General features: G+C 57.8%; 19 protein-coding genes, 2 tRNA genes and 4 rRNA genes. 15 read left to right on the top strand and 10 right to left on the bottom strand.

From position 1 onward, the window contains the following. Positions 1-30: 30 nt before the first annotated feature. The gene (locus NE357_RS00630) at positions 31-1,911 is read right to left on the bottom strand and encodes a methyl-accepting chemotaxis protein (protein WP_169428300.1); all 1,881 of its coding nucleotides are present in this window, start codon (positions 1,909-1,911) and stop codon (positions 31-33) included. Positions 1,912-2,222: 311 nt separating this feature from the next. On the opposite strand from NE357_RS00630, the gene NE357_RS00625 reads away from it, so the two are divergent. The 4 genes from NE357_RS00625 to NE357_RS00610 all read left to right on the top strand — a co-directional run bounded on the left by NE357_RS00625 (position 2,223) and on the right by NE357_RS00610 (position 7,568). Then, complete coding sequence (locus tag NE357_RS00625; RefSeq protein WP_169428299.1) at positions 2,223-2,723, top strand: sigma-70 family RNA polymerase sigma factor; 501 nt, start codon at positions 2,223-2,225, stop codon at positions 2,721-2,723. Then, positions 2,723-3,724, top strand: coding sequence for a FecR domain-containing protein (locus tag NE357_RS00620; RefSeq protein WP_169428298.1), 1,002 nt, complete (start codon positions 2,723-2,725; stop codon positions 3,722-3,724). The genes NE357_RS00625 and NE357_RS00620 overlap by 1 nt, the downstream gene beginning before the upstream one ends. An 87-nt stretch (positions 3,725-3,811) precedes the next feature. Further along, complete coding sequence (locus NE357_RS00615) at positions 3,812-6,313, top strand: TonB-dependent siderophore receptor (RefSeq protein ID WP_169428297.1); 2,502 nt, start codon at positions 3,812-3,814, stop codon at positions 6,311-6,313. A gap of 76 nt (positions 6,314-6,389) precedes the next feature. Then, positions 6,390-7,568 (top strand): PepSY-associated TM helix domain-containing protein, encoded by a 1,179-nt coding sequence (locus tag NE357_RS00610; protein ID WP_169428296.1) that lies wholly within the window; start codon positions 6,390-6,392, stop codon positions 7,566-7,568. A 73-nt stretch (positions 7,569-7,641) separates the two neighbouring features. Here NE357_RS00610 and rrf (NE357_RS00605) read toward each other — a convergent pair. The 8 genes from rrf (NE357_RS00605) to NE357_RS00570 form a co-directional block, all read right to left on the bottom strand. Next, positions 7,642-7,757, bottom strand: a 5S ribosomal RNA gene (gene rrf / locus NE357_RS00605). Positions 7,758-7,863: 106 nt separating this feature from the next. Next, positions 7,864-7,979 (bottom strand): 5S ribosomal RNA (gene rrf / locus NE357_RS00600). A gap of 165 nt (positions 7,980-8,144) precedes the next feature. Continuing rightward, positions 8,145-11,036: ribosomal RNA gene (locus tag NE357_RS00595) — 23S ribosomal RNA — on the bottom strand. Between the two features lie 247 nt (positions 11,037-11,283). Next, positions 11,284-11,359, bottom strand: a tRNA-Ala gene (locus NE357_RS00590). A gap of 30 nt (positions 11,360-11,389) precedes the next feature. Continuing rightward, a tRNA-Ile gene (locus NE357_RS00585) sits at positions 11,390-11,466 on the bottom strand. A gap of 81 nt (positions 11,467-11,547) precedes the next feature. After that, positions 11,548-13,084 (bottom strand): 16S ribosomal RNA (locus NE357_RS00580). The 16S, 23S and 5S rRNA genes sit together here with 2 tRNA genes alongside, the layout of an rRNA operon. Before the next feature lie 633 nt (positions 13,085-13,717). Next, positions 13,718-14,938 carry a CaiB/BaiF CoA transferase family protein gene (locus tag NE357_RS00575; RefSeq protein WP_169428295.1) on the bottom strand — a complete coding sequence of 407 codons (1,221 nt, stop codon included), beginning with the start codon at positions 14,936-14,938 and terminating at the stop codon, positions 13,718-13,720. Between the two features lie 13 nt (positions 14,939-14,951). After that, positions 14,952-16,133 carry an acyl-CoA dehydrogenase gene (locus NE357_RS00570; RefSeq protein ID WP_085712999.1) on the bottom strand — a complete coding sequence of 394 codons (1,182 nt, stop codon included), beginning with the start codon at positions 16,131-16,133 and terminating at the stop codon, positions 14,952-14,954. Between the two features lie 158 nt (positions 16,134-16,291). Here NE357_RS00570 and NE357_RS00565 point away from each other — a divergent pair, with 158 nt between their 5' ends. The 11 genes from NE357_RS00565 (at position 16,292) to NE357_RS00515 (ending at position 26,403) form a co-directional block, all read left to right on the top strand. Continuing rightward, positions 16,292-17,191, top strand: a complete 900-nt coding sequence (locus NE357_RS00565) for a LysR family transcriptional regulator (protein WP_169428294.1) — start codon at positions 16,292-16,294, stop codon at positions 17,189-17,191. A gap of 434 nt (positions 17,192-17,625) precedes the next feature. Beyond that, positions 17,626-18,747: a Re/Si-specific NAD(P)(+) transhydrogenase subunit alpha gene (locus NE357_RS00560; RefSeq protein ID WP_169428293.1), complete on the top strand. Its 1,122-nt coding sequence runs from the start codon at positions 17,626-17,628 to the stop codon at positions 18,745-18,747. A gap of 15 nt (positions 18,748-18,762) precedes the next feature. After that, positions 18,763-19,083 (top strand): NAD(P) transhydrogenase subunit alpha, encoded by a 321-nt coding sequence (locus NE357_RS00555; RefSeq protein WP_003187417.1) that lies wholly within the window; start codon positions 18,763-18,765, stop codon positions 19,081-19,083. Beyond that, positions 19,083-20,516 (top strand): NAD(P)(+) transhydrogenase (Re/Si-specific) subunit beta, encoded by a 1,434-nt coding sequence (locus NE357_RS00550; protein WP_169428292.1) that lies wholly within the window; start codon positions 19,083-19,085, stop codon positions 20,514-20,516. Before NE357_RS00555 ends, NE357_RS00550 begins: the two co-directional genes overlap by 1 nt. Before the next feature lie 214 nt (positions 20,517-20,730). Continuing rightward, positions 20,731-22,224 (top strand): acetyl-CoA hydrolase/transferase family protein, encoded by a 1,494-nt coding sequence (locus NE357_RS00545; RefSeq protein WP_169428291.1) that lies wholly within the window; start codon positions 20,731-20,733, stop codon positions 22,222-22,224. Positions 22,225-22,544: 320 nt separating this feature from the next. Next, positions 22,545-22,760 (top strand): DUF1127 domain-containing protein, encoded by a 216-nt coding sequence (locus tag NE357_RS00540; RefSeq protein ID WP_003220409.1) that lies wholly within the window; start codon positions 22,545-22,547, stop codon positions 22,758-22,760. A 257-nt stretch (positions 22,761-23,017) separates the two neighbouring features. Continuing rightward, positions 23,018-23,227, top strand: coding sequence for a DUF1127 domain-containing protein (locus tag NE357_RS00535; protein WP_169428290.1), 210 nt, complete (start codon positions 23,018-23,020; stop codon positions 23,225-23,227). 135 nt (positions 23,228-23,362) lie between these two features. After that, positions 23,363-23,680 (top strand): DUF2388 domain-containing protein, encoded by a 318-nt coding sequence (locus tag NE357_RS00530; protein WP_169428289.1) that lies wholly within the window; start codon positions 23,363-23,365, stop codon positions 23,678-23,680. 107 nt (positions 23,681-23,787) lie between these two features. After that, positions 23,788-24,096 (top strand): DUF2388 domain-containing protein, encoded by a 309-nt coding sequence (locus NE357_RS00525; protein ID WP_169428288.1) that lies wholly within the window; start codon positions 23,788-23,790, stop codon positions 24,094-24,096. A gap of 28 nt (positions 24,097-24,124) precedes the next feature. Further along, positions 24,125-24,445 (top strand): DUF2388 domain-containing protein, encoded by a 321-nt coding sequence (locus NE357_RS00520; RefSeq protein ID WP_065260625.1) that lies wholly within the window; start codon positions 24,125-24,127, stop codon positions 24,443-24,445. Then, on the top strand, positions 24,442-26,403 hold the full coding sequence (locus tag NE357_RS00515) for a DUF7844 domain-containing protein (RefSeq protein WP_169428287.1): 1,962 nt from the start codon (positions 24,442-24,444) through the stop codon (positions 26,401-26,403). Before NE357_RS00520 ends, NE357_RS00515 begins: the two co-directional genes overlap by 4 nt. Before the next feature lie 68 nt (positions 26,404-26,471). Here NE357_RS00515 and NE357_RS00510 read toward each other — a convergent pair whose 3' ends face one another. Then, on the bottom strand, positions 26,472-26,675 hold the full coding sequence (locus NE357_RS00510; protein WP_169428286.1) for a hypothetical protein: 204 nt from the start codon (positions 26,673-26,675) through the stop codon (positions 26,472-26,474). Between the last annotated feature and the right edge of the window lie 19 nt (positions 26,676-26,694).

Below are 26,694 nucleotides of genomic sequence, written 5' to 3'. Positions count from 1 at the left end.
CGCTCCGCAGCGGGCTTTGACCGCGAGCGATCAGATCTTGAAGCTGTCGACCAGCTGTTTCAAACGGTTGGCCTGTTGCGACAACGCATCGCAATCCTTCAACGTTTCATTGAGGTTGGCCACGCTCTGCTGGTTCAGCAGGTTGATCTGGTTGACGTCGACATTGAGGGTTTCCACCACCGCAGTCTGCTCCTCGGTAGCGGCGGCCACCGACTGGTTCATGCCGTCGATTTCGCCGATGCGCTGGGTCACGCTGACCAGACGCAGACCGGCCTGGTTCGCCACTTCAACGCTCTCTTCGCTGGACGCCTGACTGGCGTTCATGGTGGCCACCGCTTCGCGGGAGCCGACCTGCAGCGAGGTGATCATCTTGTGGATTTCTTCCGCCGATTCCTGGGTGCGGTGAGCGAGGTTGCGCACCTCGTCCGCCACCACCGCGAAACCGCGTCCGGCCTCACCGGCACGAGCCGCTTCGATGGCCGCGTTGAGCGCCAGCAGGTTGGTCTGCTGAGAGATGCCTTTGATCACGTCGAGAATGTGGCCGATGTTGTCGGTGCTCGCATTCAGGGTTTCGATCTGGGTGCACGACAGGCTGATCTTCTGCGACAGCTCGGTCATGGCCTGAATCGTCTGCTCGACCACCTGACGACCGTCATCGGCCTGCTCGCTGGCGCCGCTGGCGTGTTGCGAAGCATCGGCGGCGTTGCGGGCGATTTCCTGGGTGGCGGCACCCAACTGATTGATCGCGGCGGCCACGCTGTTGGTGCGTGCGCTTTGCTCGTCGGAACCGATGATCGAGGCGTTGGACGATGCCATCACCCGTTGCGACAGGTCGTGTACGTGGCGAGTCGCAGAAGACACTTCGGAAATCGACGCGTGAATCCGCTCCACGAACTGGTTGAACGAACTGCCCAGCTCACCGAACTCGTCTTTGCTTTCCACTACCAGACGGCGAGTCAGGTCACCTTCACCCTGAGCGATGTCCTGCATCGCACGGCCCATGGTGATCAGCGGACGCATCAGCACGGTGATCAACAGGCTCAGGAACACCGCAATCGCGCCCACTGCGACGAACATCGCGATCAGAGCCGAAGTACGGAACTGGCTGAGTGCGGCGTAGGCCTTGTCGCGATCGATCGACAGACCGATGTACCACTGGGCATTCGGCAGACCGGCGACCGGGGTGAACGACAGGATGCGTTCCTGGCCGTTGAGCACCACGTTCTGGTTGCCCTTCTCGATGCGCACACCGGCGTTCGGGTAAATGTCCTTGAGGTTCTTCATCACCTGATCTTTGTCCGGGCTGACGATCACCTGACCGTCACCGCTGACCAGGAACGCGTGGCCCAGGCCACCGAAGTCCACCGAGTTGATGATCTTCACCAGGGTTTCCAGACTCAGGTCACCGCCCACCACACCGAGCAGCTCGCCATTCTTTTTCACCGGCATGGCGATGGTCACCACCAGACCGCCAACGGCGGCCATGTACGGCGGGGTCAGCATGGTCTGGTCAGCAGCCACGGCCTGTTTGTACCAGGGACGCTGACGCGGGTCGTAGCCATCCGGCATCTTCGCGTCAGGGCGCTGGGTGAATACACCGTTGGCCTGGCCGACGTAGGTGAACTGGAAATTCGAGGTGAAGGCCGGTTGATCGACCAGCCCCGGGAAATCGGCGTTCTTGCCCTGGTGAGCAACGTTCTGCGCGAGGTTTTCCAGGACCAGAATCCGCCCGCTCATCCAGTTCTGCACACTGCTGGCGGTCAGGTCGCCGGCCTGCTGGACGGAGGACTGCAGGTTCTGACGAATGGTGTTTCGCTGCAGATAGTCGTTGTACAAAGTGAACAGCGCGAACGCCAGGACCACGACGCCCGAGGCGGCCAACAGGATTTTATGGCTGAACTTGAGATTCATTTCATGGGACTTCTTATGCCAAAAGTGGGGATGCGTTCCGGATGCAACATTCCATGTACAGCGCAGGCAGCGTTCTGACGGCTGCTCTACTTTGGTGCACGCATGTCTCCCCAGTCTGTCGGCACGATTCGGAGAAAACTTAACGCTTTGTAGGAAATGGACGGCATTTCTGCCAGATTCCCGCCGGGCGGTGTGCCAGTGCGTTCGCCTGTCATTTTTTAATGGCTGTTTTGCAGCGCCGGTTGCAAATTCTCCACCCCTTGATGACAATGCGACTAATTATCATTTGTGACGTTCAGGCTGTCGCGTTCATGTCATCACCTGAGTTGGCAGTACAGGCGCTTTACAGTCGTCATCACGGCTGGCTCAACGGCTGGTTGCGTGCGAGGCTGGGCAATGCCGCCGATGCGGCGGATCTGGCCCAGGACACCTTCGTGCGCCTGCTGCAGCGCACCGAACGTCTCGAACTCAAGGCGCCCCGTGCGTTTTTGCGCACCATCGCTCGCGGTTTGGTCATCGACCATTGGCGACGCGAAGAAATCGAACGCGCCTACCTGGAAACCATCGCCCACTTGCCCGAAGCCGAGAGACCCAGTGCCGAAGCCCGCGCACTGGTGATCGAACTGCTGGAAAGCATTGCCCGCATGCTTGAAGGACTTAAACCGAAAGTGCGTCAGGCGTTTCTGCTGGCGCAGTGCGAAGGTTTGACCCACAAGCAGATTGCCGAGCAGATGGGCCTGTCCTTGCGCTCGGTGGAACGCTACGTCGCCGATGCGCTGTATCACTGCTACGTACTGCGGTACGAAAACTGATGCCGGTGGATAACCTCTCGCTTGGCCGACGCGCCGAGCCGCCGCAGCAGGTCGTACGACAGGCCATTCACTGGCTCCTGCGTCTGCGCAACAACCATGGCAATCCGCGCCTGAATCGCCAGTGCGAACAATGGCGCGCCGAGCACCATGATCACGAACTGGCCTGGCAACGGGTGCAGTCTCTGCAAGCCGAACTGACCCACAATCTGAGCGCCGTGCCCGGTGCGCAGGTGGCGTTCAATACGCTGGAAAACAGTGCACAGGGTCTGGGCCGACGTCAGGCATTGAAGCTGTTGTCCGGCGCGCTGCTGATGGGTTCGGCGGGATGGCTGGCCAAGGACACGTCCGTCTGGCAACAGTGGAGCGCCGACTACACCACCGCCACCGGCGAACGCCGTGGTTTCCAGTTGCCGGACGGCACACGGATCGAACTCAACACCGCCAGCAGCGTGGATCTCGATTACACCGCGCAGCAACGGCTGATCAAATTGACCCGTGGCGAAATCATCGTCACCTGCGGCGGCGCCGATGAAGGTGCAACGTTTGACCGACCGCTGCAGGTGCAGAGCCGTCATGGCAGCTACGAGCCGTTCAAGGCACGATTCCTTCTGCGCCAGGAAGATGGATGCACGCGCCTGAGCGTCACCAGTGGCCGGGTCGCGATTCAATCCGCAGGCAACTCGACCGAGGCAATCGCCGGTCAGAGCTATCTGATCGATCACCATCGAGTTCGACCGGCGCCACCGTTGGACATGGACGCTGGCGCCTGGGTCGACGGACTGATCGTGACGCGCAACATGCGGCTGGGCGACTTCATCGGCGAAGTCGGCCGGTATCGTCAGGGTTTTCTGAGCTGTGCGTCGGACATTGCGGATTTGCGCCTGTCCGGCGTGTTCCGTCTTGAGGACACCGACAAGCTGCTGGCGATCCTGCCGCAGACCCTGCCGGTGCAATTGCGCTATCGCACCCGTTGGTGGGTGACGCTGGAGTCTGTGGCCTGAAATTATTTTGGCGGGTTTTCGTGGCAAGTCCGGCTTAGTCAGTAAGCACTTCAACTCAGCCTTCGCGACTGCCTACGGAAACCTACAATGACTGCGCGCGTTACCTGTAAGAACCCTCTGAATTTCACTGTCGAATCGGGCCTGCTGCACCGCGCTGTTCGGGCCGCGTTGTTATCCACGGCACTGGGCGTTGGACTGCTGCCGAACCTGAGCGTCGCGGCGAGCGCCAGTGAGGTCGGCAGCCACCGCTACAACATCGCCGCCGGACCACTGGGCGATGCGCTCAACCAGTTCGCGCGTCAGGCGGGCATCACGTTGTCGATGACGCCACAGCAGACCCAGGGCCGGCAGTCACCGGGTGTGCAGGGCGAGTATTCGACCGATCAGGCCCTGAGCCACTTGCTCGGCGGCTCGGGCCTGGAGGCGGTCAGCCAGGACGGCAGTAGCTATGTGTTGCGCTCCGTTGCAGAAACCGAAGCGCTGGCCCTGCCGACCACCGACATCAAAGGCTTCGCCCTCGGCAACGCGCTGGGCAGCATGGATGGCTATAATGCGACGCACAGCCAGATCGCCACCAAAACCAGTACCGCGCTGCTGGAAACCTCGCAAAGCGTGTCCGTGGTCACCCGCGAGCAAATGGATGACCAGGGCTCGCAAACCGTATCCCAGGCCATGCGTTACACCTCCGGCGTGCTGACCAACCCTTACGGTGCCACGCACCGCTACGACTACGTGGCGATGCGCGGTTTCAACGACGGTTCGGTGGACAACATCTACCTCGACGGCCTCAAGTCCATGGGTGACAGCGGCACCTACAGCACCATGCAGGTCGATCCGTATTTCCTCGAGCGCGTGGATATTCTCAAAGGCCCGTCTTCTGTGTTGTACGGTCGTAGCTCGCCGGGCGGGCTGGTGGCGCTGACCAGCAAGAAGCCGCTGTACGAGGCCTATCACCAGGTTCAAGCCACCGTTGGCACTCAAGGCCAGCGCGGCGTCGGTTTTGACTTCAGTGGCCCGGTCGATGACGACAAGCGTATCGCCTATCGTCTGACCGGTTTGACGGATCAGTCCGACACGCAATTCGACCACAACAAGGAAAAGCGCTTCGCCCTCGCGCCAACGGTCAGCATCGATTTCAGCGAGGACACATCGCTGACGCTGCAAGCGTATCTGCAACATGACCCGGATGGCGGCTACCACGGCGGCGTGCCGGCCGACGGCACGATTCATCAGCGCAACGGCAACCGCATCTCACCGCACTTCTTCGAAGGCGAGCCGGGCATCGATGGTTACTCCCGTGATCAGCAGTCGTTCGGTTACCAGTTCGAACATCGATTCAACGATGTCTTCACCGCGCGGCAGAACTTCCGCTACCTCGACTCCAAAGTGAACATGGATCAGGTGTACGCCTATGGCTGGACGTCGCCGACCGGCAACGAACTGAATCGCTACTACACCGCAGGTGACGAGCGTCTGCACGCGTTCATCGTCGACAACATGCTTCAGGCCGAATTCTTCACCGGCGCGACCAGGCACACGGTGCTGATGGGGGCGGATTATCAGCGGCGCAAAACCGTGGTCGACTGGACCAGTGGCGGCCTGGCGCCGATCAATGCGTTCAACCCGGTGTATGGCAATTCCGCTATCACGCCTTACGGCGAGACGAGCTACCTGCGGCGCCTGGAGCAGACCGGCGTTTACCTGCAAGACTTGATCGAGATGGACAAGTGGCGCTTCTCGCTGGGACTGCGCCAGGATTGGGTAGAAACCTCCGACGAAAACCGTATTGCCGAAGCGGGCCGTCCGGTCGGCACCGAGATCAATGATCGACGCACCAAGCTCACAGGCCGTGCCGGCGCGCTGTATCTGTTCGATAACGGCCTCGCGCCGTACGTCAGCTATTCCGAGTCGTTCAACCCGAACTCCTACGCGGACAGTGCCGGCAATCCTCTTGCACCGACCGATGGAACGCAGTGGGAAATGGGCCTGAAGTATCAGCCACCGGGGACGGACGATCTGTTCACCGCTTCCTTGTTCGGCATCGACCAGAAGAACCTGGCAACCAAACTGCCGCAGGAAAACTTCTATCGCGCTGTAGGCGCTGTCCGCTCTCAGGGTCTGGAACTGGAAGCGCACATGCAGTTGACCGATAACCTGAAAGTCCTCGGCAGCTACACCTTCACTGACATCGAGTACTCGAAGTCGATGACCAGCACCTTGAGCACCCCGACAAACGTGATCGAGAACAAAGGCAACTCGCCAACCCAGGCGCCGCGGCACATGGCCTCGCTGTGGGCGGACTACAAGTTCGACAGTGCGGCGCTTGATGGGCTGCGATTGGGCGGTGGTGTGCGTTATGTCGGCTACAGCTGGGCGGATGCAGAGAACACCATGAAGGTGCCGTCCTACACATTGTTCGACGCATCGATTGGCTATGACCTCGGCAAGGTCGGTTTGAAGGGTATCGACGTACGCCTGAATGCGAACAATCTGACCAATGAATCCTATGTAGCCTCCTGCGCCAGTCTCGACTTCTGCTACATGGGCGAAGAGCGCAATGTCGCCGCTACGGTCAGTTACCAGTTCTAAGCCTTTGTCTTGTGCATAAAAAAGCCAGCTCCTGATTTCAGGGGCTGGCTTTGTCGCATCTGTGGGGGAAATTTTCATGCGTTCGTTTCTGGTTTTATTGCACCGGTATATCGGGTTGGCCACGGCGGTTTTTCTGCTGCTGGCGGGGATTACCGGGAGCATTCTGGCGTTCAATCATGAGCTGGATGAGTGGTTGAACCCGGAGTTCTACGCGGCATCGGCCGAGGGAGAGCGCCTACCGCCAGGCGAACTGGTGGATGCGGTGCAATCGTTACATCCGAAGTTGCAGGTCTGGTACATGGAGTATCCGAACGAGGCAGGCCACACGGCATTGCTGGCGGCGGTTCCGCGCAACGATCCGGCGACGGGCGAACCGTTCGAAGAACGCAATCAGGTGTTCTACCTCGACCCGGTCAGTGGCGAGCAGAAAGGCCAGCGTTACTGGGGTGAGTGCTGTTTCCAGCGTGAGAACTTCGTTCCTTTCATTCTCGAGTTCCACTACAACCTGACACTGCCCGGTAACTGGGGTTTGCTGTTGATGGGGTTGGTGGCCATCGCCTGGTTGATCGATTGCTTCATCGCTCTCTGGCTGACTTTGCCTCGAGGTAAACCGTTCTGGAAGAAGTGGCCTGACGCCTGGAAGATCAAGGGCAGGCATGCCTATCGACTCAACTTTGATCTGCACAGGGCCGGGGGCTTGTGGCTGTGGTTGTTATTGCTGCCGATAGCCGTCAGTAGCGTGGCGATGAACCTCCCGAGCCAGGTCTTCAAACCGGTGGTGTCGTTGTTCTCTTCGATTGAACCGAGCGTGTATGAGGCTCGAGGGCGAATGCCTGCCGAAAAGTTGGGGATTACTCGATTGAGTTATCAACAGGCATATGAAAGGGCACTGCAGGAAGGGAAAAGGTTGGGGCTGACAGCGGCAATCGGCGAGTTGTATTACAGCTTTGAGTACAACTTCTACGGCGCGGGGTTCGGACAGCATGACACTGAGGCCCACGGCAAATCCTGGTTGTTCTTCCACGGTACGGACGGGCGATTATTGGGGCAGGAGATTGCAGGAGAAGGGACGTTGGGAGAGCGGTTTTATCGGTTGCAGTTGCCGATACATGGGGGACGGATCATAGGCTTCACCGGGCAAGTGATGATCGCGGTATTGGGCGTTCTGATTGCAGGATTGTCGGGGACCGGCGTCTACATCTGGTGGCGCAAGTGGCAGGCTCGTCGGAGCAGCAAGGCACGCAGAGCGGTCTGAAGATCGGACTTTCGTGGGCACTGAAACGACAAAACCCCTGTCTGCGTTAGCAGACAGGGGTTTCGGAATTCAATCTTGACGATGACCTACTCTCACATGGGGAAACCCCACACTACCATCGGCGATGCATCGTTTCACTTCTGAGTTCGGGATGGGATCAGGTGGTTCCAACGCTCTATGGTCGTCAAGAAATTCTGTGACCAGCCCGTTACCACAGTAACGTTCCGGCAAAAAACGGTGACTTCTACTAAAACAAAACCCCAACTGCTTTCGCAATTGGGGTTTCGGAATTTAATCTTGACGATGACCTACTCTCACATGGGGAAACCCCACACTACCATCGGCGATGCATCGTTTCACTTCTGAGTTCGGGATGGGATCAGGTGGTTCCAACGCTCTATGGTCGTCAAGAAATTCGGGTACTGACTCGTGACCTGACGGCCTCGCTTCAGCAAATTGGGTATGGGATAGTTTTCGGTGCTTTGTGAGCGTCGAACTTTCGGTTCATTGCGTCTTCACACACCGCAATCTGGTTGCTCTGGTTTAGAGAGCCGACGCAAATTGCTTGGGTGTTATATGGTCAAGCCTCACGGGCAATTAGTATTGGTTAGCTCAACGCCTCACAGCGCTTACACACCCAACCTATCAACGTCGTAGTCTTCGACGGCCCTTCAGGGAACTCAAGGTTCCAGTGAGATCTCATCTTGAGGCAAGTTTCCCGCTTAGATGCTTTCAGCGGTTATCTTTTCCGAACATAGCTACCCGGCAATGCCACTGGCGTGACAACCGGAACACCAGAGGTTCGTCCACTCCGGTCCTCTCGTACTAGGAGCAGCCCCTCTCAAATCTCAAACGTCCACGGCAGATAGGGACCGAACTGTCTCACGACGTTCTAAACCCAGCTCGCGTACCACTTTAAATGGCGAACAGCCATACCCTTGGGACCGGCTTCAGCCCCAGGATGTGATGAGCCGACATCGAGGTGCCAAACACCGCCGTCGATATGAACTCTTGGGCGGTATCAGCCTGTTATCCCCGGAGTACCTTTTATCCGTTGAGCGATGGCCCTTCCATACAGAACCACCGGATCACTAAGACCTACTTTCGTACCTGCTCGACGTGTCTGTCTCGCAGTCAAGCGCGCTTTTGCCTTTATACTCTACGACCGATTTCCGACCGGTCTGAGCGCACCTTCGTACTCCTCCGTTACTCTTTAGGAGGAGACCGCCCCAGTCAAACTACCCACCATACACTGTCCTCGATCCGGATAACGGACCTGAGTTAGAACCTCAAAGTTGCCAGGGTGGTATTTCAAGGATGGCTCCACGCGAACTGGCGTCCACGCTTCAAAGCCTCCCACCTATCCTACACAAGCAAATTCAAAGTCCAGTGCAAAGCTATAGTAAAGGTTCACGGGGTCTTTCCGTCTAGCCGCGGATACACTGCATCTTCACAGCGATTTCAATTTCACTGAGTCTCGGGTGGAGACAGCGCCGCCATCGTTACGCCATTCGTGCAGGTCGGAACTTACCCGACAAGGAATTTCGCTACCTTAGGACCGTTATAGTTACGGCCGCCGTTTACCGGGGCTTCGATCAAGAGCTTCGCGTTAGCTAACCCCATCAATTAACCTTCCGGCACCGGGCAGGCGTCACACCCTATACGTCCACTTTCGTGTTTGCAGAGTGCTGTGTTTTTAATAAACAGTCGCAGCGGCCTGGTATCTTCGACCGGCATGAGCTTACGGAGCAAGTCCTTCACCCTCACCGGCGCACCTTCTCCCGAAGTTACGGTGCCATTTTGCCTAGTTCCTTCACCCGAGTTCTCTCAAGCGCCTTGGTATTCTCTACCCAACCACCTGTGTCGGTTTGGGGTACGGTTCCTGGTTATCTGAAGCTTAGAAGCTTTTCTTGGAAGCATGGCATCAACCACTTCGTGTTCTAAAAGAACACTCGTCATCAGCTCTCGGCCTTAAGATCCCGGATTTACCTAAGATCTCAGCCTACCACCTTAAACTTGGACAACCAACGCCAAGCTGGCCTAGCCTTCTCCGTCCCTCCATCGCAATAACCAGAAGTACAGGAATATTAACCTGTTTTCCATCGACTACGCTTTTCAGCCTCGCCTTAGGGACCGACTAACCCTGCGTCGATTAACGTTGCGCAGGAAACCTTGGTCTTTCGGCGTGGGTGTTTTTCACACCCATTGTCGTTACTCATGTCAGCATTCGCACTTCTGATACCTCCAGCAAGCTTCTCAACTCACCTTCACAGGCTTACAGAACGCTCCTCTACCGCATCACTTACGTGATACCCGTAGCTTCGGTGTATGGTTTGAGCCCCGTTACATCTTCCGCGCAGGCCGACTCGACTAGTGAGCTATTACGCTTTCTTTAAAGGGTGGCTGCTTCTAAGCCAACCTCCTAGCTGTCTAAGCCTTCCCACATCGTTTCCCACTTAACCATAACTTTGGGACCTTAGCTGACGGTCTGGGTTGTTTCCCTTTTCACGACGGACGTTAGCACCCGCCGTGTGTCTCCCATGCTCGGCACTTGTAGGTATTCGGAGTTTGCATCGGTTTGGTAAGTCGGGATGACCCCCTAGCCGAAACAGTGCTCTACCCCCTACAGTGATACATGAGGCGCTACCTAAATAGCTTTCGAGGAGAACCAGCTATCTCCGAGCTTGATTAGCCTTTCACTCCGATCCACAGGTCATCCGCTAACTTTTCAACGGTAGTCGGTTCGGTCCTCCAGTCAGTGTTACCTAACCTTCAACCTGCCCATGGATAGATCGCCCGGTTTCGGGTCTATTCCCAGCGACTAGACGCCCTATTAAGACTCGCTTTCGCTACGCCTCCCCTATTCGGTTAAGCTCGCCACTGAAAATAAGTCGCTGACCCATTATACAAAAGGTACGCAGTCACAGAACAAAGTCTGCTCCCACTGCTTGTACGCATACGGTTTCAGGATCTATTTCACTCCCCTCTCCGGGGTTCTTTTCGCCTTTCCCTCACGGTACTAGTTCACTATCGGTCAGTCAGTAGTATTTAGCCTTGGAGGATGGTCCCCCCATATTCAGACAAAGTTTCTCGTGCTCCGTCCTACTCGATTTCATGACTAAGAGACTTTCGCGTACAGGGCTATCACCCACTATGGCCGCACTTTCCAGAGCGTTCCGCTAATCTCAAAGCCACTTAAGGGCTAGTCCCCGTTCGCTCGCCACTACTAAGGGAATCTCGGTTGATTTCTTTTCCTCAGGGTACTTAGATGTTTCAGTTCCCCTGGTTCGCCTCTTGCACCTATGTATTCAGTACAAGATAACCATCTTGTGATGGCTGGGTTCCCCCATTCAGACATCTCCGGATCAAAGTCTGTTTGCCGACTCCCCGAAGCTTTTCGCAGGCTACCACGTCTTTCATCGCCTCTGACTGCCAAGGCATCCACCGTATGCGCTTCTTCACTTGACCATATAACCCCAAGCAACCTGGTTATACTGTGAAGACGACATTCGCCGAAAATTCGAATTTCTCAATTAAGAGAACTCACAAATTTTACCTTAGCCTGATCCGTTACCAGTGAAAGTAACGTTCAGTCTATCTTTCTATCACATACCCAAATTTTTAAAGAACGATCCAGTCAAAGACTAGAAATCAACATTCATCATCACACCGATGGAATGCTCATTTCTAAGCTTTCAAACTTCAGAAGCAGTAGTGGTGGAGCCAAGCGGGATCGAACCGCTGACCTCCTGCGTGCAAGGCAGGCGCTCTCCCAGCTGAGCTATGGCCCCGTATTTCTACAGGCGTTTCCCACACAAAATTGGTGGGTCTGGGCAGATTCGAACTGCCGACCTCACCCTTATCAGGGGTGCGCTCTAACCAACTGAGCTACAGACCCAATTTCGGGCTGCTTCTATCGTCTTCTTCAATGAATCAAGCAATTCGTGTGGGAACTTATGGAGCAGCTGATGTCGTCGATTAAGGAGGTGATCCAGCCGCAGGTTCCCCTACGGCTACCTTGTTACGACTTCACCCCAGTCATGAATCACACCGTGGTAACCGTCCTCCCGAAGGTTAGACTAGCTACTTCTGGTGCAACCCACTCCCATGGTGTGACGGGCGGTGTGTACAAGGCCCGGGAACGTATTCACCGCGACATTCTGATTCGCGATTACTAGCGATTCCGACTTCACGCAGTCGAGTTGCAGACTGCGATCCGGACTACGATCGGTTTTATGGGATTAGCTCCACCTCGCGGCTTGGCAACCCTTTGTACCGACCATTGTAGCACGTGTGTAGCCCAGGCCGTAAGGGCCATGATGACTTGACGTCATCCCCACCTTCCTCCGGTTTGTCACCGGCAGTCTCCTTAGAGTGCCCACCATTACGTGCTGGTAACTAAGGACAAGGGTTGCGCTCGTTACGGGACTTAACCCAACATCTCACGACACGAGCTGACGACAGCCATGCAGCACCTGTCTCAATGTTCCCGAAGGCACCAATCCATCTCTGGAAAGTTCATTGGATGTCAAGGCCTGGTAAGGTTCTTCGCGTTGCTTCGAATTAAACCACATGCTCCACCGCTTGTGCGGGCCCCCGTCAATTCATTTGAGTTTTAACCTTGCGGCCGTACTCCCCAGGCGGTCAACTTAATGCGTTAGCTGCGCCACTAAGAGCTCAAGGCTCCCAACGGCTAGTTGACATCGTTTACGGCGTGGACTACCAGGGTATCTAATCCTGTTTGCTCCCCACGCTTTCGCACCTCAGTGTCAGTATCAGTCCAGGTGGTCGCCTTCGCCACTGGTGTTCCTTCCTATATCTACGCATTTCACCGCTACACAGGAAATTCCACCACCCTCTACCATACTCTAGCTCGCCAGTTTTGGATGCAGTTCCCAGGTTGAGCCCGGGGATTTCACATCCAACTTAACGAACCACCTACGCGCGCTTTACGCCCAGTAATTCCGATTAACGCTTGCACCCTCTGTATTACCGCGGCTGCTGGCACAGAGTTAGCCGGTGCTTATTCTGTCGGTAACGTCAAAATTGCAGAGTATTAATCTACAACCCTTCCTCCCAACTTAAAGTGCTTTACAATCCGAAGACCTTCTTCACACACGCGGCATGGCTGGATCAGGCTTTCGCCCATTGTCCAATATTCCCCACTGCTGCCTCCCGTAGGAGTCTGGACCGTGTCTCAGTTCCAGTGTGACTGATCATCCTCTCAGACCAGTTACGGATCGTCGCCTTGGTGAGCCATTACCTCACCAACTAGCTAATCCGACCTAGGCTCATCTGATAGCGCAAGGCCCGAAGGTCCCCTGCTTTCTCCCGTAGGACGTATGCGGTATTAGCGTTCCTTTCGAAACGTTGTCCCCCACTACCAGGCAGATTCCTAGGCATTACTCACCCGTCCGCCGCTGAATCCGGGAGCAAGCTCCCTTCATCCGCTCGACTTGCATGTGTTAGGCCTGCCGCCAGCGTTCAATCTGAGCCATGATCAAACTCTTCAGTTCAAACATCTTTGGGTTTTTAAGAAACCCTAAACTTGGCTCAGCAATCGTTGGTTACATCTTTGATTTCTCGCGGAGTAACTTGTGATGCTGATAATCTTGTTGACTATCAGTCTGACTCCACAAGCACCCACACGAATTGCTTGATTCAGTTGTTAAAGAGCGGTTGGTTAAGAGCTTTCGTCTCAACCGAGGCGCGCATTCTACAGCAGCCTCATTTGCTGTCAAGTGATTATTTTCAGAAGTTTTCGAAGATTTCTTCAACAACTTCAACCACTTGCGCTTCCGATCTCTCGTCAGCGGGAGGCGAATTCTACAGCGTTACACGCTGCTGTCAACACCTCTTTTTCTCCGCTTTCGACCGAGAAGATCGAAACGTTGAAAGCGCCAGAAAAACCGGCAGTTTCAACTCCCTCCAGGCTTCGATGATCTGAAGCAAACCGCTATCGAAAACCGTGTAACTCATTGAATCTCAAGGAGTTTTCCGTTTCGACTGCGCCGGAAGTGGGGCGAATTATAGACCTCCAGAATCTGCCGTCAACACTTAATTTCGTTTTTCTTTCAATAACTTGCGGACAGACCGTAAAACACCCCACGCCCTCTATATAGAAGTCCCCTTCTATATAGAGGAAGTCATCAAAGCACTCCATCCTGCTTCATTGCCGCCACCGCTCCGGCTTCCAGACCCAGCACTCGCTGCAAAACCTCCAGCGTATGCTCACCTAATAGAGGAGGAGCACGTCGATACTCAACTGGAGTCCGCGACAAGCGAATCGGACTCGCCACCTGCGGCACCATCCCTGCCAGAGCATGAGGCAGCTCGATCGCCAACCCACGGGACTTAACCTGCGGATCCTCGAACACCTGTGACAGATCATTGATCGGCCCACACGGCACACCCGCCTGCTCCAGTTGAGACACCCACTCGGCGGTCGATTTGAAGACTGTTGCCTGACGGATCAGCGGAATCAGCACCGCCCGGTTCGCCACTCGTAGCTTATTAGTAGCAAAGCGCGGATCGTCCGCCCACTGCGGCTGCCCGGCTACCTCGGCAAACTTGCGGAACTGCCCGTCATTACCCACCGTGAGAATGAAGTCACCATCAGCAGTAGGAAAGTCCTGGTACGGCACGATATTCGGATGCGCATTCCCCAGCCGCTTTGGCGCATTGCCCGTCGTCAGATAATTCATCGCCTGGTTAGCCAGACAAGCCACCTGAACATCCAGCAGCGCCATATCGATATGCTGACCACCGCCGTCATGATCGCGGTGAGCCAGCGCGGCCAGAATCGCCACGGTCGAATACAACCCCGTCAGAATATCCGTGAGCGCCACACCCACCTTCACCGGACCGGCGCCTTCATCACCTTCAGGACGCCCGGTGAGGCTCATCAGCCCACCCAGTCCCTGAATCATGAAGTCATAACCCGCACGCTTGGCATACGGTCCGGTCTGACCGAAACCAGTAATCGAGCAATAGATCAGATCCGGATTGACCGCCTTCAGCGACTCGTAATCCAGGCCATAAGCGGCCAGACCACCCACCTTGAAGTTTTCGATGAGGATATCGGACTTGGCGGCCAACTCCCGTACCAGCTTCTGACCTTCGGGACGCGTGAAGTCGATCGTCACCGATTGCTTGTTGCGATTGGCCGACAGGTAATAAGCCGCCTCGCTGGTGTTCTCGCCGTAAGCGTCTTTCAGGAAGGGCGGCCCCCAGGCGCGGGTATCGTCACCATTACCCGGGCGCTCGACCTTGATCACTTCCGCCCCAAGGTCGGCAAGAATCTGCCCGGCCCATGGGCCGGCCAGCACTCGCGATAAATCCAGTACCCGCAGATGCGACAGCGCGCCCATGGTCGCTCTCCTGTTAATAGAACGCCTGCAGGCCGGTCTGCGCACGACCGAGGATCAGCGCGTGAACGTCGTGAGTACCTTCGTAGGTATTGACCACTTCCAGGTTGACCAGATGACGGGCCACCCCGAACTCATCGGAGATCCCGTTACCGCCCAACATGTCACGCGCCATGCGAGCGATATCCAGCGACTTGCCGCAAGAGTTGCGCTTCATGATCGAAGTGATTTCAACCGCTGCGGTGCCTTCATCCTTCATGCGACCCAGACGCAAGCAGCCTTGCAGTGCAAGGGTGATTTCGGTCTGCATGTCCGCAAGCTTCTTCTGGATCAACTGAGTGGCGGCCAACGGACGACCGAACTGTTGACGATCCAGGGTGTACTGGCGAGCGGTGTGCCAGCAGAATTCCGCCGCACCCAGCGCACCCCAGGAGATGCCATAACGTGCAGAGTTGAGGCAGGTGAACGGACCTTTCAAACCACGCACGTCCGGGAAGATGTTCTCTTCCGGCACAAAGACATTGTCCATGACGATTTCGCCGGTGATCGAGGCTCGCAGACCGACCTTTCCGTGAATCGCCGGAGCGCTCAGGCCCTTCCAGCCTTTCTCCAGAACGAAACCACGGATGTCGCCAGCGTCGTCCTTGGCCCAAACCACAAACACATCGGCGATCGGACTGTTCGTGATCCACATCTTGGCGCCGGTCAGGCTGTAGCCACCTTCGACTTTGCGCGCACGAGTAATCATCGCACCCGGATCGGAACCGTGGTTCGGCTCGGTCAGACCGAAGCAGCCGATCCACTCGCCGGAAGCCAGTTTCGGCAAGTACTTCTGTTTCTGCGCTTCAGTACCGAATTCGTTGATCGGCACCATCACCAGCGAAGACTGCACACTCATCATCGAACGGTAGCCAGAGTCGACACGCTCGACTTCACGAGCAATCAGGCCGTAGCTGACGTAGTTGAGGCCGCTGCCACCGTACTGTTCGGGGATCGTCGCACCCAACAGGCCGACCTCACCCATTTCACGGAAGATCGCCGGATCAGTCTTCTCATGGCGGAAGGCTTCGAGAACACGTGGCGCGAGGCTCTGCTGGGCGAATTGCTCGGCAGTGTCGCGGATCATGCGTTCTTCTTCAGTCAGCTGTTGATCCAGCAGCAGTGGATCGATCCAGTTGAAGCTAGCTTTACCGCCCATGAGTGAGTCCTCGCAAATCGGGTGAATTAACGTGGCATTGATCCTAGGCCCGCTTCGCCATCCCGGCAAACGAGGATTTCGCATCCTGTTGTGCTAATTTCTCACTCCGAAACGTCGCGAAATGCCAATTAAGCGATGTATTAGTGAGGTTGACGTACATGCGCCGCAAGATACCCAGCACCACCGCCCTGATCAGTTTCGAAGCCGCCGCCCGTCACGAGAGCTTTACCAAGGCCGCCGAAGAACTTTCCCTCACTCAAGGCGCCATTTGCCGACAGATTGCCAGCCTGGAGGATTTCCTCAGCGTCGAACTCTTCCGACGCTCGCGTCGCGGAGTGAAGCTGACGGAGGCGGGTCTTTCCTACAGCCGTCGGGTTGCCACTCAACTCGACGCCGTGGAGCGCGACACCCTGTCGGTGATGGGTCAGCAAGGCACCAACGTGATCGAGCTCGCCGTGGTCCCCACCTTCGGTACGCAATGGCTGCTGCCAAGACTGAAGGACTTCCAGCTCAAGCACCCGGAAGTGACGGTCAACCTGACCAACCGCACCCGCCCGTTCCTGTTTGCCGACACTGACTTCGATGCCGCCATTTATTTTGGCGATGCCGATTGGTCGGGCACCGAATCCCACAGGCTGATGGGCGAGAATCCGATGCCGGTATGCAGCCCTGCCCTGCTCGGCAACCGGAAGCTTCTGACACCGGAGGATATCGCCGATCTGCCGCTGCTCCAGCAAACCACCCGCCCCTACGCCTGGCGACAGTGGTTCAACTCGCAACACCTGAACATCCCCCGCGACATGACAGGTCCGCGCTACGAGCTATTCTCCATGCTGGCCCAGGCCGCCATGCACGACATGGGCATCGCGCTGATCCCACCGTTCCTCATTCAACGCGAACTGGCCGAGAAACGGCTGGTCATTGCCAACCCGAACGCGCTCTCCAGCATCAAGGCGTATTACCTGATGATTCCGGAGCGAAAGGTCGAATCAGCGTCACTCAAGGCATTTCGCGACTGGCTGGTGAATCAGGCATATAGCTACAACCTAGAAGGTTAAAGGGCTCCAGCAATTACTAACCCCGTAGTCAGGAAAATCAAAGCCCTACAGATATAACTATTTGTCGCAAATCGACAGACTGTATCCGAAAGTCGTACAGACGTCCCACAAGCGCCTGCCGACGTGGCTTTGAGCCCTCATTCGCGACGCATTGCGACCTATTCACGTCACCGATGAGAAAATTCTTCAAATTCATCCAGACTCCTTGAAAGGCACGGCCTGCAAGGGATTCAACTGGCCATCTGCGACATTCGGTCACGGGATGACTTGTAGTTAATTTTCCGTCACCCGTCATAATCCCTTGAAGGGCATAAACTTCGCCTGCAAAATGCCGCGCCCCGCCCTGATTTGGCGGGATCGTGCTGATCGGCCGCCCCAGTCGCACCATCCGTAGTGCATGGGTTTACTCAATAAGATCACGCAGGAGATTTGACGTGCACATTGGTGTTCCTCTCGAAACCCAGACCGGTGAAACACGGGTTGCTGCAACCCCGGAAACCATTAAAAAGCTGATCAGCCAAGGTCATAAGGTCACTGTGCAAACCGGCGCCGGCGTTAAAGCCAGCGTTGTCGACAGTGCCTATGAAGCGGCAGGCGCGACCATTGGCAGTGCCAATGACGCGTTTGGCGCCGAGCTGATTCTCAAAGTGGTCGCGCCAAGCGATACCGAACTGACGCTGATCAAGCGTGGAACGGTGCTGGTGGGCATGCTCAACCCGTTCAACAACGACACCATCGCGAAAATGGCCGAGTGCGGGATTACCGCGTTCGCCCTGGAAGCGGCACCACGTACCTCCCGGGCCCAGAGCCTCGACGTGCTGTCGTCCCAGGCGAACATTGCCGGCTATAAGGCCGTGCTGCTGGCCGCTCATTACTATCCGCGCTTCATGCCGATGCTGATGACCGCTGCGGGCACCGTGAAAGCGGCGCGCGTGCTGATTCTGGGGGCCGGCGTGGCCGGGTTGCAGGCGATTGCCACGGCGAAACGTCTGGGTGCCGTCATCGAAGCGTCCGACGTACGTCCGGCCGTGAAGGAACAGATCGAATCCCTCGGCGCCAAGTTCGTCGACGTGCCTTACGAGACCGATGAAGAACGCGAATGCGCGGTCGGCGTCGGCGGTTATGCGCGCCCGATGCCGGCCAGCTGGATGCAGCGCCAGGCCCAGGCCGTGCACGAGCGCGCCAAGCAGGCTGACATCGTCATCACCACCGCACTGATTCCGGGCCGCAAGGCGCCGACGCTGCTAAGCGCAGACACCGTGGCACAGATGAAACCCGGCTCGGTGGTCATCGACCTCGCCGCCGCCCAGGGTGGCAACTGCCCGCTGACCGTGGCCGATCAGGTCGTGATCGAGAACGGCGTGACCATCGTCGGCCCGACCAATCTGGCCGGTGAAGTCGCCGCAGACGCCTCGGCGCTGTACGCACGCAACCTGCTGGACTTCCTGAAGCTGGTCTTCACCAAAGAAGGCCAGTTCGAAGTGAACCTCGAAGACGACATCGTCGCCGCGTGCCTGATGTGCCGCGACGGCCAAGTCATCCGCAAAAACGCCTAAGCAGGGATTCAGACGATGGAAGAGCTTATCTCCCCCGGTATCTACAACCTGATCATCTTCGTGCTGGCGATTTATGTCGGCTATCACGTGGTCTGGAACGTTACCCCCGCACTCCACACGCCTTTGATGGCGGTGACCAACGCCATTTCGGCGATCGTGATCGTCGGCGCCATGCTCGCTGCCGCCCTGACCGTCACCCCGCTGGGCAAGACCATGGGCACCCTTGCCGTGGCACTGGCAGCGGTCAACGTGTTTGGTGGCTTCCTGGTCACCCGCCGCATGCTTGAGATGTTCAAGAAGAAAGCCCCGAAAGTAAAAGAAGAGGCGCCTAAGTAATGAGCATGAACCTCGTCACGACGCTCTACCTGATCGCGTCGATCTGCTTCATCCAGGCCCTCAAGGGTCTGTCGCACCCGACCACATCGCGGCGCGGCAACCTGTTCGGCATGCTCGGCATGGCGCTGGCAATCATCACCACGGTCGGCCTCATCTATAAGCTGGGCGCTGAGCTGGCAACTGCCGGCATCGGTTACGTGATCGTCGGCCTGCTGATCGGCGGCACCGCCGGTTCGATCATGGCCAAACGCGTTGAAATGACCAAGATGCCGGAACTGGTCGCGTTCATGCACAGCATGATCGGTCTGGCAGCGGTGTTCATCGCCATTGCTGCAGTGGTTGAGCCGCAGTCGCTGGGCATCGTCAAGCAACTGGGCGACTCGATTCCGGCAGGTAACCGTCTGGAGCTGTTCCTCGGTGCCGCCATCGGCGCGATCACCTTCTCCGGTTCGGTAATCGCCTTCGGCAAGCTGTCGGGCAAGTACAAGTTCCGCCTGTTCCAGGGGGCACCGGTACAGTTCAGCGGTCAGCACAAGCTGAATGCGGTACTGGGTCTGGCGACGCTGATCCTTGGCCTCACCTTCATGCTGACCGGCAACCTTGCCGCATTCGCACTGATGCTGGCCCTGGCGTTCGTCATGGGCGTGCTGATCATCATCCCGATCGGCGGCGCCGACATGCCGGTGGTGGTGTCGATGCTCAACAGCTATTCCGGTTGGGCGGCGGCGGGTATCGGCTTCTCGCTGAACAACTCGATGCTGATCATTGCAGGTTCCCTGGTGGGTTCGAGCGGCGCGATCCTCTCGTACATTATGTGCAAGGCGATGAACCGTTCCTTCTTTAATGTACTGCTCGGCGGTTTCGGCAATACAGCAGACGCCGGTCCTGCCGGGGAGAAGGAAGCCCGTCCGGTGAAATCCGGTTCGGCTGACGACGCGACTTTCCTGCTGACCAACGCCGACACCGTGATCATCGTGCCGGGCTACGGTCTGGCGGTGGCTCGCGCGCAACACGCACTGAAAGAGCTGACCGAGAAGCTGACCCACCACGGCGTGACCGTGAAGTACGCGATTCACCCGGTGGCCGGTCGGATGCCTGGCCACATGAACGTACTGCTGGCCGAAGCCGAAGTGCCTTACGACCAGGTGTTCGAGATGGAAGACATCAACTCCGAGTTCGGCCAGGCCGACGTGGTGCTGGTGCTCGGCGCCAACGACGTGGTCAACCCGGCCGCCAAGAACGATCCGAAATCGCCGATTGCCGGCATGCCGATCCTCGAAGCGTTCAAGGCCAAGACCATCATCGTCAACAAGCGCTCGATGGCCAGCGGCTATGCCGGTCTGGACAACGAACTGTTCTACCTGGACAAGACCATGATGGTGTTCGGCGACGCGAAAAAAGTCATCGAAGACATGGTCAAAGCGGTCGAGTAACCCTCGCCGGCAACACCGAACGCCCCGACTTGTCGGGGCGTTTTTGTTTGCGCAAACCGTCGGACAATTTGCCGCGTTGTTGCAGATCCGGTAACGGTGTTTTACTTGAAACCCGCTGAATAGACGCCTCGTTTGCGACCTTGGTAGCGGGACAGGCGCTCGCGAAATTCACTAGACTGCGCATCCTGCTACTCGCTGCCCGAGAAAATAATCCATGTACCGTGACCGTATTCGCCTGCCTTCGTTGTTGGATAAAGTGATGAGCGCCGCCGACGCCGCTGCGCTGATTGAGGACGGCATGACCGTCGGCATGAGCGGCTTCACCCGCGCCGGCGAAGCCAAGGCCGTTCCCCATGCATTGGCCGAGCGAGCCAAGGTCACGCCGCTGAAGATCAGCCTGATGACCGGTGCCAGCCTGGGCAACGATCTCGACAAGCAACTGACCGAGGCCGGCGTGCTGTCGCGGCGCATGCCGTTCCAGGTCGACAGCACCCTGCGCAAGGCAATCAACGCCGGCGAAGTGATGTTTATCGACCAGCACCTGTCGGAAACCGTCGAGCAACTGCGCAACCAGCAACTGAAGCTGCCGGACATCGCCGTGATCGAAGCCGTGGCCATCACCGAACAGGGCCACATCGTGCCGACCACTTCGGTGGGCAACTCGGCGAGCTTCGCGATCTTCGCCAAACACGTAATCGTCGAGATCAACCTGGCGCACAACGCGAACCTCGAAGGTCTGCATGACATCTACATCCCGACCTACCGCCCGACCCGCACGCCGATCCCACTGGTAAAAGTCGACGACCGCATCGGCAGCACCGCGATCCCGATCCCGCCAGAGAAGATCGTCGCGGTCGTCATCACCCAGCAGCCGGATTCGCCGTCTACCGTGTCGTCGCCGGATGTCGACACCAAGGCCATCGCCGATCACTTGATCACCTTCCTCAAGCAGGAAGTCGATGCCGGACGCATGACCAACAAGCTCGGCCCGTTGCAGGCCGGGATCGGTAACATCGCCAATGCGGTAATGTGCGGACTGATCGACTCGCCGTTCGAAGACCTGACCATGTACTCCGAAGTGCTACAGGACTCGACCTTCGACCTGATCGATGCGGGCAAGCTGAGTTTCGCCTCGGGCAGCTCGATCACCCTGTCGGAACGGCGTAACAGCGACGTGTTCGGCAACCTGGAGAAGTACAAGGACAAGCTGGTACTGCGTCCACAGGAAATCTCCAACCATCCGGAGGTGGTGCGGCGCCTGGGCATCATCGGTATCAACACGGCGCTCGAATTCGACATCTATGGCAACGTCAACTCCACCCACGTCTGCGGCACGCGGATGATGAACGGCATCGGCGGCTCCGGCGACTTCGCGCGCAACGCACACCTGGCGGTGTTCGTGACCAAGTCGATTGCCAAGGGCGGCGCGATTTCCAGCGTGGTGCCAATGGTCAGCCACGTCGACCATACCGAGCATGACGTCGACATCCTGGTGACCGAGGTAGGCCTGGCCGACCTGCGCGGCCTGGCGCCACGGGAACGCGCCCGGGTCATCATCGATAACTGTGTGCACCCGGATTACCGCCAGGCGCTGAACGACTATTTCGATAAAGCCTGTGCCATCGGCGGCCACACCCCGCACATCCTGCGCGATGCACTGAGCTGGCACATCAATCTGGAAGAAACCGGACGCATGCTGGCTGTGTAATCCGCACAGATTTCCCGCTGGCACAAACACAGTTTTGCCAGCGGGATTTTAAAATCTTCGATCTCATCAAAAACTGTACTTCTGTACCGGTCTTTTCCTACGGCTTTTGCCTGCTCAAGCCTTCCTATTGGGTAAAAATGCACCAAAAATGCGCAGACAGGTACAGTTTGCGCAATTTTGACCCGTACACCCCCTATAAACAGTTAACTGGTCACTCACAATACAAGTGAACTGTATCTAGAGAGTCTGGCCAAACGAGAGGATCATGGGCACCAGTTAAACCACTACCTGATCCCGCCACAAGCGGAAGGATGTCAACCATGGAACGTACACTCAGTTCCGAACTGTTCTTCGAAGACAAAGCTGCAAAAACCCAGGCTTCCCTGCCTCTGCGCGTTATCGCCAACCTGATGTTGTGGCAGCGCCGCATCTCCAGCCGCCACCAACTGGCTCGTCTGGATTCGCGTCTGCTGGCTGACGCCGGTATCAGCGAAGCACAACGCTACGAAGAGCTGAGCAAGCCGTTCTGGCGCTAAGTAGCGTCGCTGGCTCTGGTCGCTAGACCCACCGCCAGCAACCCGAATTGAACACACAAGACCCGTCGCGGGAAACCGCGACGGGTCTTGTCGTTTTAGGCCAGGAAAACATCCGGTACAGGAGCGTGTACCGCAGACAGGTACAGTTTTAATATAACCATAACTGAACCAGTACAATTTTGCCGCGGTGTATCTGCCGTGCTCACCGCATTCGGCTCAACATGACCTTCCGCCTTAACTGGAATAAGGAAGACGTCATGAATCACATACAGGATGTTTCAGCAGTTTCGGCCGATCGTTCTCTTCGTTTCGGTCGCCTACGGCGGCTATTCAGAGGTTTCCGGCAGGGTCTGGAGCGCGCCAGGACACGGCGTCTGCTGGCTCAACTCGATGGACGGGAGCTCGCCGATCTCGGCCTGAGCCACACGGATCGACTCAACGAACTGGAAAAACCTTTCTGGCGCTAGCATTTTGCCCTCTGTGCGAAACCTCCCACACAGGCCTAATATCCGGGCAGAACGTGGCGAATGCCGTGCGACTGGCGTCTGACTTCCCAGACACCAAGCCACCTCTCAATACGAAACTTCCAGAGGAGTTACACCATGTCCCGTCTTCGCCTGCTCAGTGCTGCCGCCCTGCTGGCCGTGGCAGCCAATGCCAGCGCCTCCAGCTTCATCGTGACCACCGACGCCGTTGTTGGCGCCCTGAAGTCCTCTTCGGACGCGACTTCCGACGTCAGCTCTTCGCTGCGTGACAACAAAGTCGTGATCGCTGCCCGTGACGACGCTGCCAGCTTCGTTGCCAGCGAAGGCCAGATCCGCGGCGTGAAACTGGAGAGCGCCCTGGACCTTATCCGCCATCAGGCTCCGCAACTGAATGCGACCGATGCACAACTGGCGCAAGCCATCCTGGCGATCTGATCCGACGTTGCGTGAAGGGACACGTCCGTCGTGTCCCGATGTTTCGCCGCTGGCTCTGGCCCGGGCATTGCGCTAGCCTTGGGGCTCACTAACAGCACCCGAGACTCATGCGTTTTCTTTCAAATCTGCTCATCCCGTCCGTTCTGTTCACGTCCTGCTGGGCGACGTCAGTCGATGCCTTTGACGTCTCGACGCAAAACACCGTTGTCAGCGGTTACGCCACCAGCATGGTGTCTTCCGCGCCTTTCGACCGTAAACTGTTGCTCGCCGCCCACGACGATGCCGCGGCATTCGTTGCCAGTGACGGCCAGTTGCGAGGCGCCCAGCTGGAATCCGCGTTGCATTACCTGCGTAAATCCCGGCCAAAACTTCATGTAAGCGACCTTGAACTGGCACAGGCAATTCTCGTCCAATAGTTATTCTTGCCCCCTCCGGAGTCGTTCCATGCGTAGCCCGCTGATTGCTGCCGCCCTTGGCCTGCTGTTGTTGGCCGATATGGCCCAGGCGCACACCCTGGTAGCCACCAGTAACATCATCGTTCGTGCCTCCCAGCGCACCATCGATTTCACCTCCGACACCACCACATCGATCCGCGATTCGAAAATCATCCGCGAAGCCCACGACGACGCCGCCAGCTTCGTCGCCAGCAACGGTGATATCCGTGGTGCGCATCTGGAAGCCGCCCTCAACACCTTGCGCACCCGCGTGCCGGAAGCCCGCGACGCCAGTGATCAGGTACTCGCCGAAGCCATCCTCGCATTGTGAAGTCACTCAGCGCCTGGCTGCTGGCCGGGGCGCTGCTGCTGATCGGCAGTAACGCTCACGCCAGCCTGCAACTGCGGCTCAAGACCGACGGTCTGAGCCCTGCCCAACAACAGGCCAGTCAGGCCCTGCTCGATGAAGCGATGCGCAAGCTGCCGCCCAGCTTCATCGAGCGCCTGGATCGACGCATCGATGTCGGCTGGACCGACGACATGCCCGCCAACGCCTATGGCCAGGCAACGCTGGTCTCCGAACTGGACCTGAACCGCAAACTGCTCGCCAGTCTCACCGACGGCAGCGCGGCCAAACAAAAGACCAGTCGGCCCCACGGCACTGTGCGTCAGGAATTGCTGGCCACGGTACTGCATGAAATCACCCACATTTATGATCGCGCACGCCTGTGGCCGGCCGCCGAACGCACGCTGATCCAGCGCTGCACGCGCCGCAACAACAGCGCCGGGCTGATCGGCCTGCCGGATGAATGCCGTGGCCAGAATGACCGGCGCTTCACCCTCAGCGATGACCCGCGCCTGCTCGACCTCGCCGGCTGGCAGCAATACGTCGGCCGCCGTGGCGAGCGTGAACAGCACAACCGGCAAATCGCCCGCAGCCCGGATCTGTACGAAATCTCCAATCCGAAGGAGTTCGTCGCGGTCAACATGGAGTACTTCCTCCTCGACCCGAGCTACGCCTGCCGCCGCCCGGCGCTGTATCGCTATTACAAGGAACACTTCGGCTGGGCGCCGCCGGAAAAGGACACCTGCGCCAAATCCTTCGCCTTCCTCAACGCCGGCAACGACTTTGCCAAGCAGCCACTGGGGCAGGTCGATCCGGAGCGGGTCTACGCCATCGACTACCTGCTGGCCGAAGCGAATCAGAACTGGGTCAGCCGCTGGGGGCACAGCATGCTGCGCCTGGTGATCTGCGCCCCGGGTCGGCCTCGCGGGCCGGATTGCCGACTGGACCTGGATCAGCACCTGGTGCTGTCCTACCGCGCATTCGTCGGCGATGTGCAGCTGTCGAGTTGGGATGGACTGGTCGGCAAATACCCGTCGCGTCTGTTTGTCCTGCCACTGGCGCAAGTGATCGACGAATACACCAAGACCGAATTGCGCAGCCTCGCCTCCGTGCCGCTGAACCTGTCCCGCAGCGAGATCGAAGACGTGGTCGAACACGCCGCCGAAATGCACTGGAGCTACGACGGCAACTACTTCTTCCTGTCCAACAACTGCGCGGTGGAAAGCCTGAAGCTGCTGCGTAGCGGCAGCAACAATTCGCAACTGGTCGGCCTCGACAGCATCATGCCCAATGGCCTGCTGGAAGTGCTCAAGGGCCGGGGCCTGGCGGATACCAGCGTGCTGGACAACGCGAAAGAGGCCTTGCGCCTGGGTTACCGCTTCGACTCGTTTCGCGATCGTTATCAGGCGATGTTCGAGGTGCTGAAGAAGCAATTGCCGATCAAGCAGACCAGCGTCGAGGAATGGCTGTCGCTGTCTGCCGAGGAGCGACGGCCCTGGTTCGAACGCGCCGACCTGCGCACCAGCGCTGCATTGCTGCTGTTGGAACAGGCGAGTTTCCGTCGTCAGTTGTTGCTGGCCCAGGATGAGGTCAAGCAGCGCTACCTCGGCGCCCGGGAGCTGGAAAACGGCGGCATGGACAAGGCCAACGCCACGTTGCAGCAGATCCTCGCCAACAGCGGCTTCCTCAGTCGCCCGGCAGAATTGCTCGATTCTCGTGGTTACGGCCTGCCGCAACCCAGCGAATTCAGTCGACTGGAAGCCGAAAGCAGCCAGCGTCAGAAACAGCTGCTGGTGCTCAGCGGTGATCTGGACAAGGAGGTACGCGCGCTGCTGGAACCGAAGCGAGCGGCGGAGATTGCCGCCAACGAAGCCAACGTGAAGCAGATCGGCGAGCATTTGCGCAAACTGCACAAAGCCTCGGGCGGCCTGGAACTGCCCTGAAAACAACGGCGCTGAAAAAAGAAGACCGCAGCCTGTGAAAGGCTGCGGTCTTTTTTATTGCCTGCCAATCAATACAGAACGCCGTCCAGAACTTCGTAGACGATCCCGGTACCGACTGCGATCAACACGATATCGCCACCGCGATCGTCGAAATGACCCTGTTGCAGGCCGCCGTGGTCGTGATCATCGCGTGGATCGGCGCTGGCCAGCAGCGGCGTCGCGCTGATCATCAGCACGCCCAGACCGGCAATCAGACGTTTCGGCATTTTCACGGGGTTTCCTCACCGCACC

The sequence above is a fragment of the Pseudomonas sp. G7(2022) genome (assembly GCF_052660475.1).
This window is presented reverse-complemented; position numbering and strand designations above follow the sequence as displayed.

What these genes read in the sequence shown, in the direction of transcription:
- NE357_RS00530 (WP_169428289.1), top strand. Translation starts at nt 23,363, where the DNA reads ATGTCCCGTCTTCGCCTGCTCAGTGCTGCCGCCCTGCTGGCCGTGGCA.
- NE357_RS00550 (WP_169428292.1), top strand. Translation starts at nt 19,083, where the DNA reads ATGAGCATGAACCTCGTCACGACGCTCTACCTGATCGCGTCGATCTGC.
- NE357_RS00565 (WP_169428294.1), top strand. Translation starts at nt 16,292, where the DNA reads ATGCGCCGCAAGATACCCAGCACCACCGCCCTGATCAGTTTCGAAGCC.
- NE357_RS00535 (WP_169428290.1), top strand. Translation starts at nt 23,018, where the DNA reads ATGAATCACATACAGGATGTTTCAGCAGTTTCGGCCGATCGTTCTCTT.
- NE357_RS00615 (WP_169428297.1), top strand. Translation starts at nt 3,812, where the DNA reads ATGACTGCGCGCGTTACCTGTAAGAACCCTCTGAATTTCACTGTCGAA.
- NE357_RS00525 (WP_169428288.1), top strand. Translation starts at nt 23,788, where the DNA reads ATGCGTTTTCTTTCAAATCTGCTCATCCCGTCCGTTCTGTTCACGTCC.
- NE357_RS00555 (WP_003187417.1), top strand. Translation starts at nt 18,763, where the DNA reads ATGGAAGAGCTTATCTCCCCCGGTATCTACAACCTGATCATCTTCGTG.
- NE357_RS00625 (WP_169428299.1), top strand. Translation starts at nt 2,223, where the DNA reads ATGTCATCACCTGAGTTGGCAGTACAGGCGCTTTACAGTCGTCATCAC.
- NE357_RS00570 (WP_085712999.1), bottom strand. Translation starts at nt 16,133, where the DNA reads ATGGGCGGTAAAGCTAGCTTCAACTGGATCGATCCACTGCTGCTGGAT.
- NE357_RS00620 (WP_169428298.1), top strand. Translation starts at nt 2,723, where the DNA reads ATGCCGGTGGATAACCTCTCGCTTGGCCGACGCGCCGAGCCGCCGCAG.
- NE357_RS00545 (WP_169428291.1), top strand. Translation starts at nt 20,731, where the DNA reads ATGTACCGTGACCGTATTCGCCTGCCTTCGTTGTTGGATAAAGTGATG.
- NE357_RS00520 (WP_065260625.1), top strand. Translation starts at nt 24,125, where the DNA reads ATGCGTAGCCCGCTGATTGCTGCCGCCCTTGGCCTGCTGTTGTTGGCC.
- NE357_RS00540 (WP_003220409.1), top strand. Translation starts at nt 22,545, where the DNA reads ATGGAACGTACACTCAGTTCCGAACTGTTCTTCGAAGACAAAGCTGCA.
- NE357_RS00630 (WP_169428300.1), bottom strand. Translation starts at nt 1,911, where the DNA reads ATGAATCTCAAGTTCAGCCATAAAATCCTGTTGGCCGCCTCGGGCGTC.
- NE357_RS00610 (WP_169428296.1), top strand. Translation starts at nt 6,390, where the DNA reads ATGCGTTCGTTTCTGGTTTTATTGCACCGGTATATCGGGTTGGCCACG.
- NE357_RS00575 (WP_169428295.1), bottom strand. Translation starts at nt 14,938, where the DNA reads ATGGGCGCGCTGTCGCATCTGCGGGTACTGGATTTATCGCGAGTGCTG.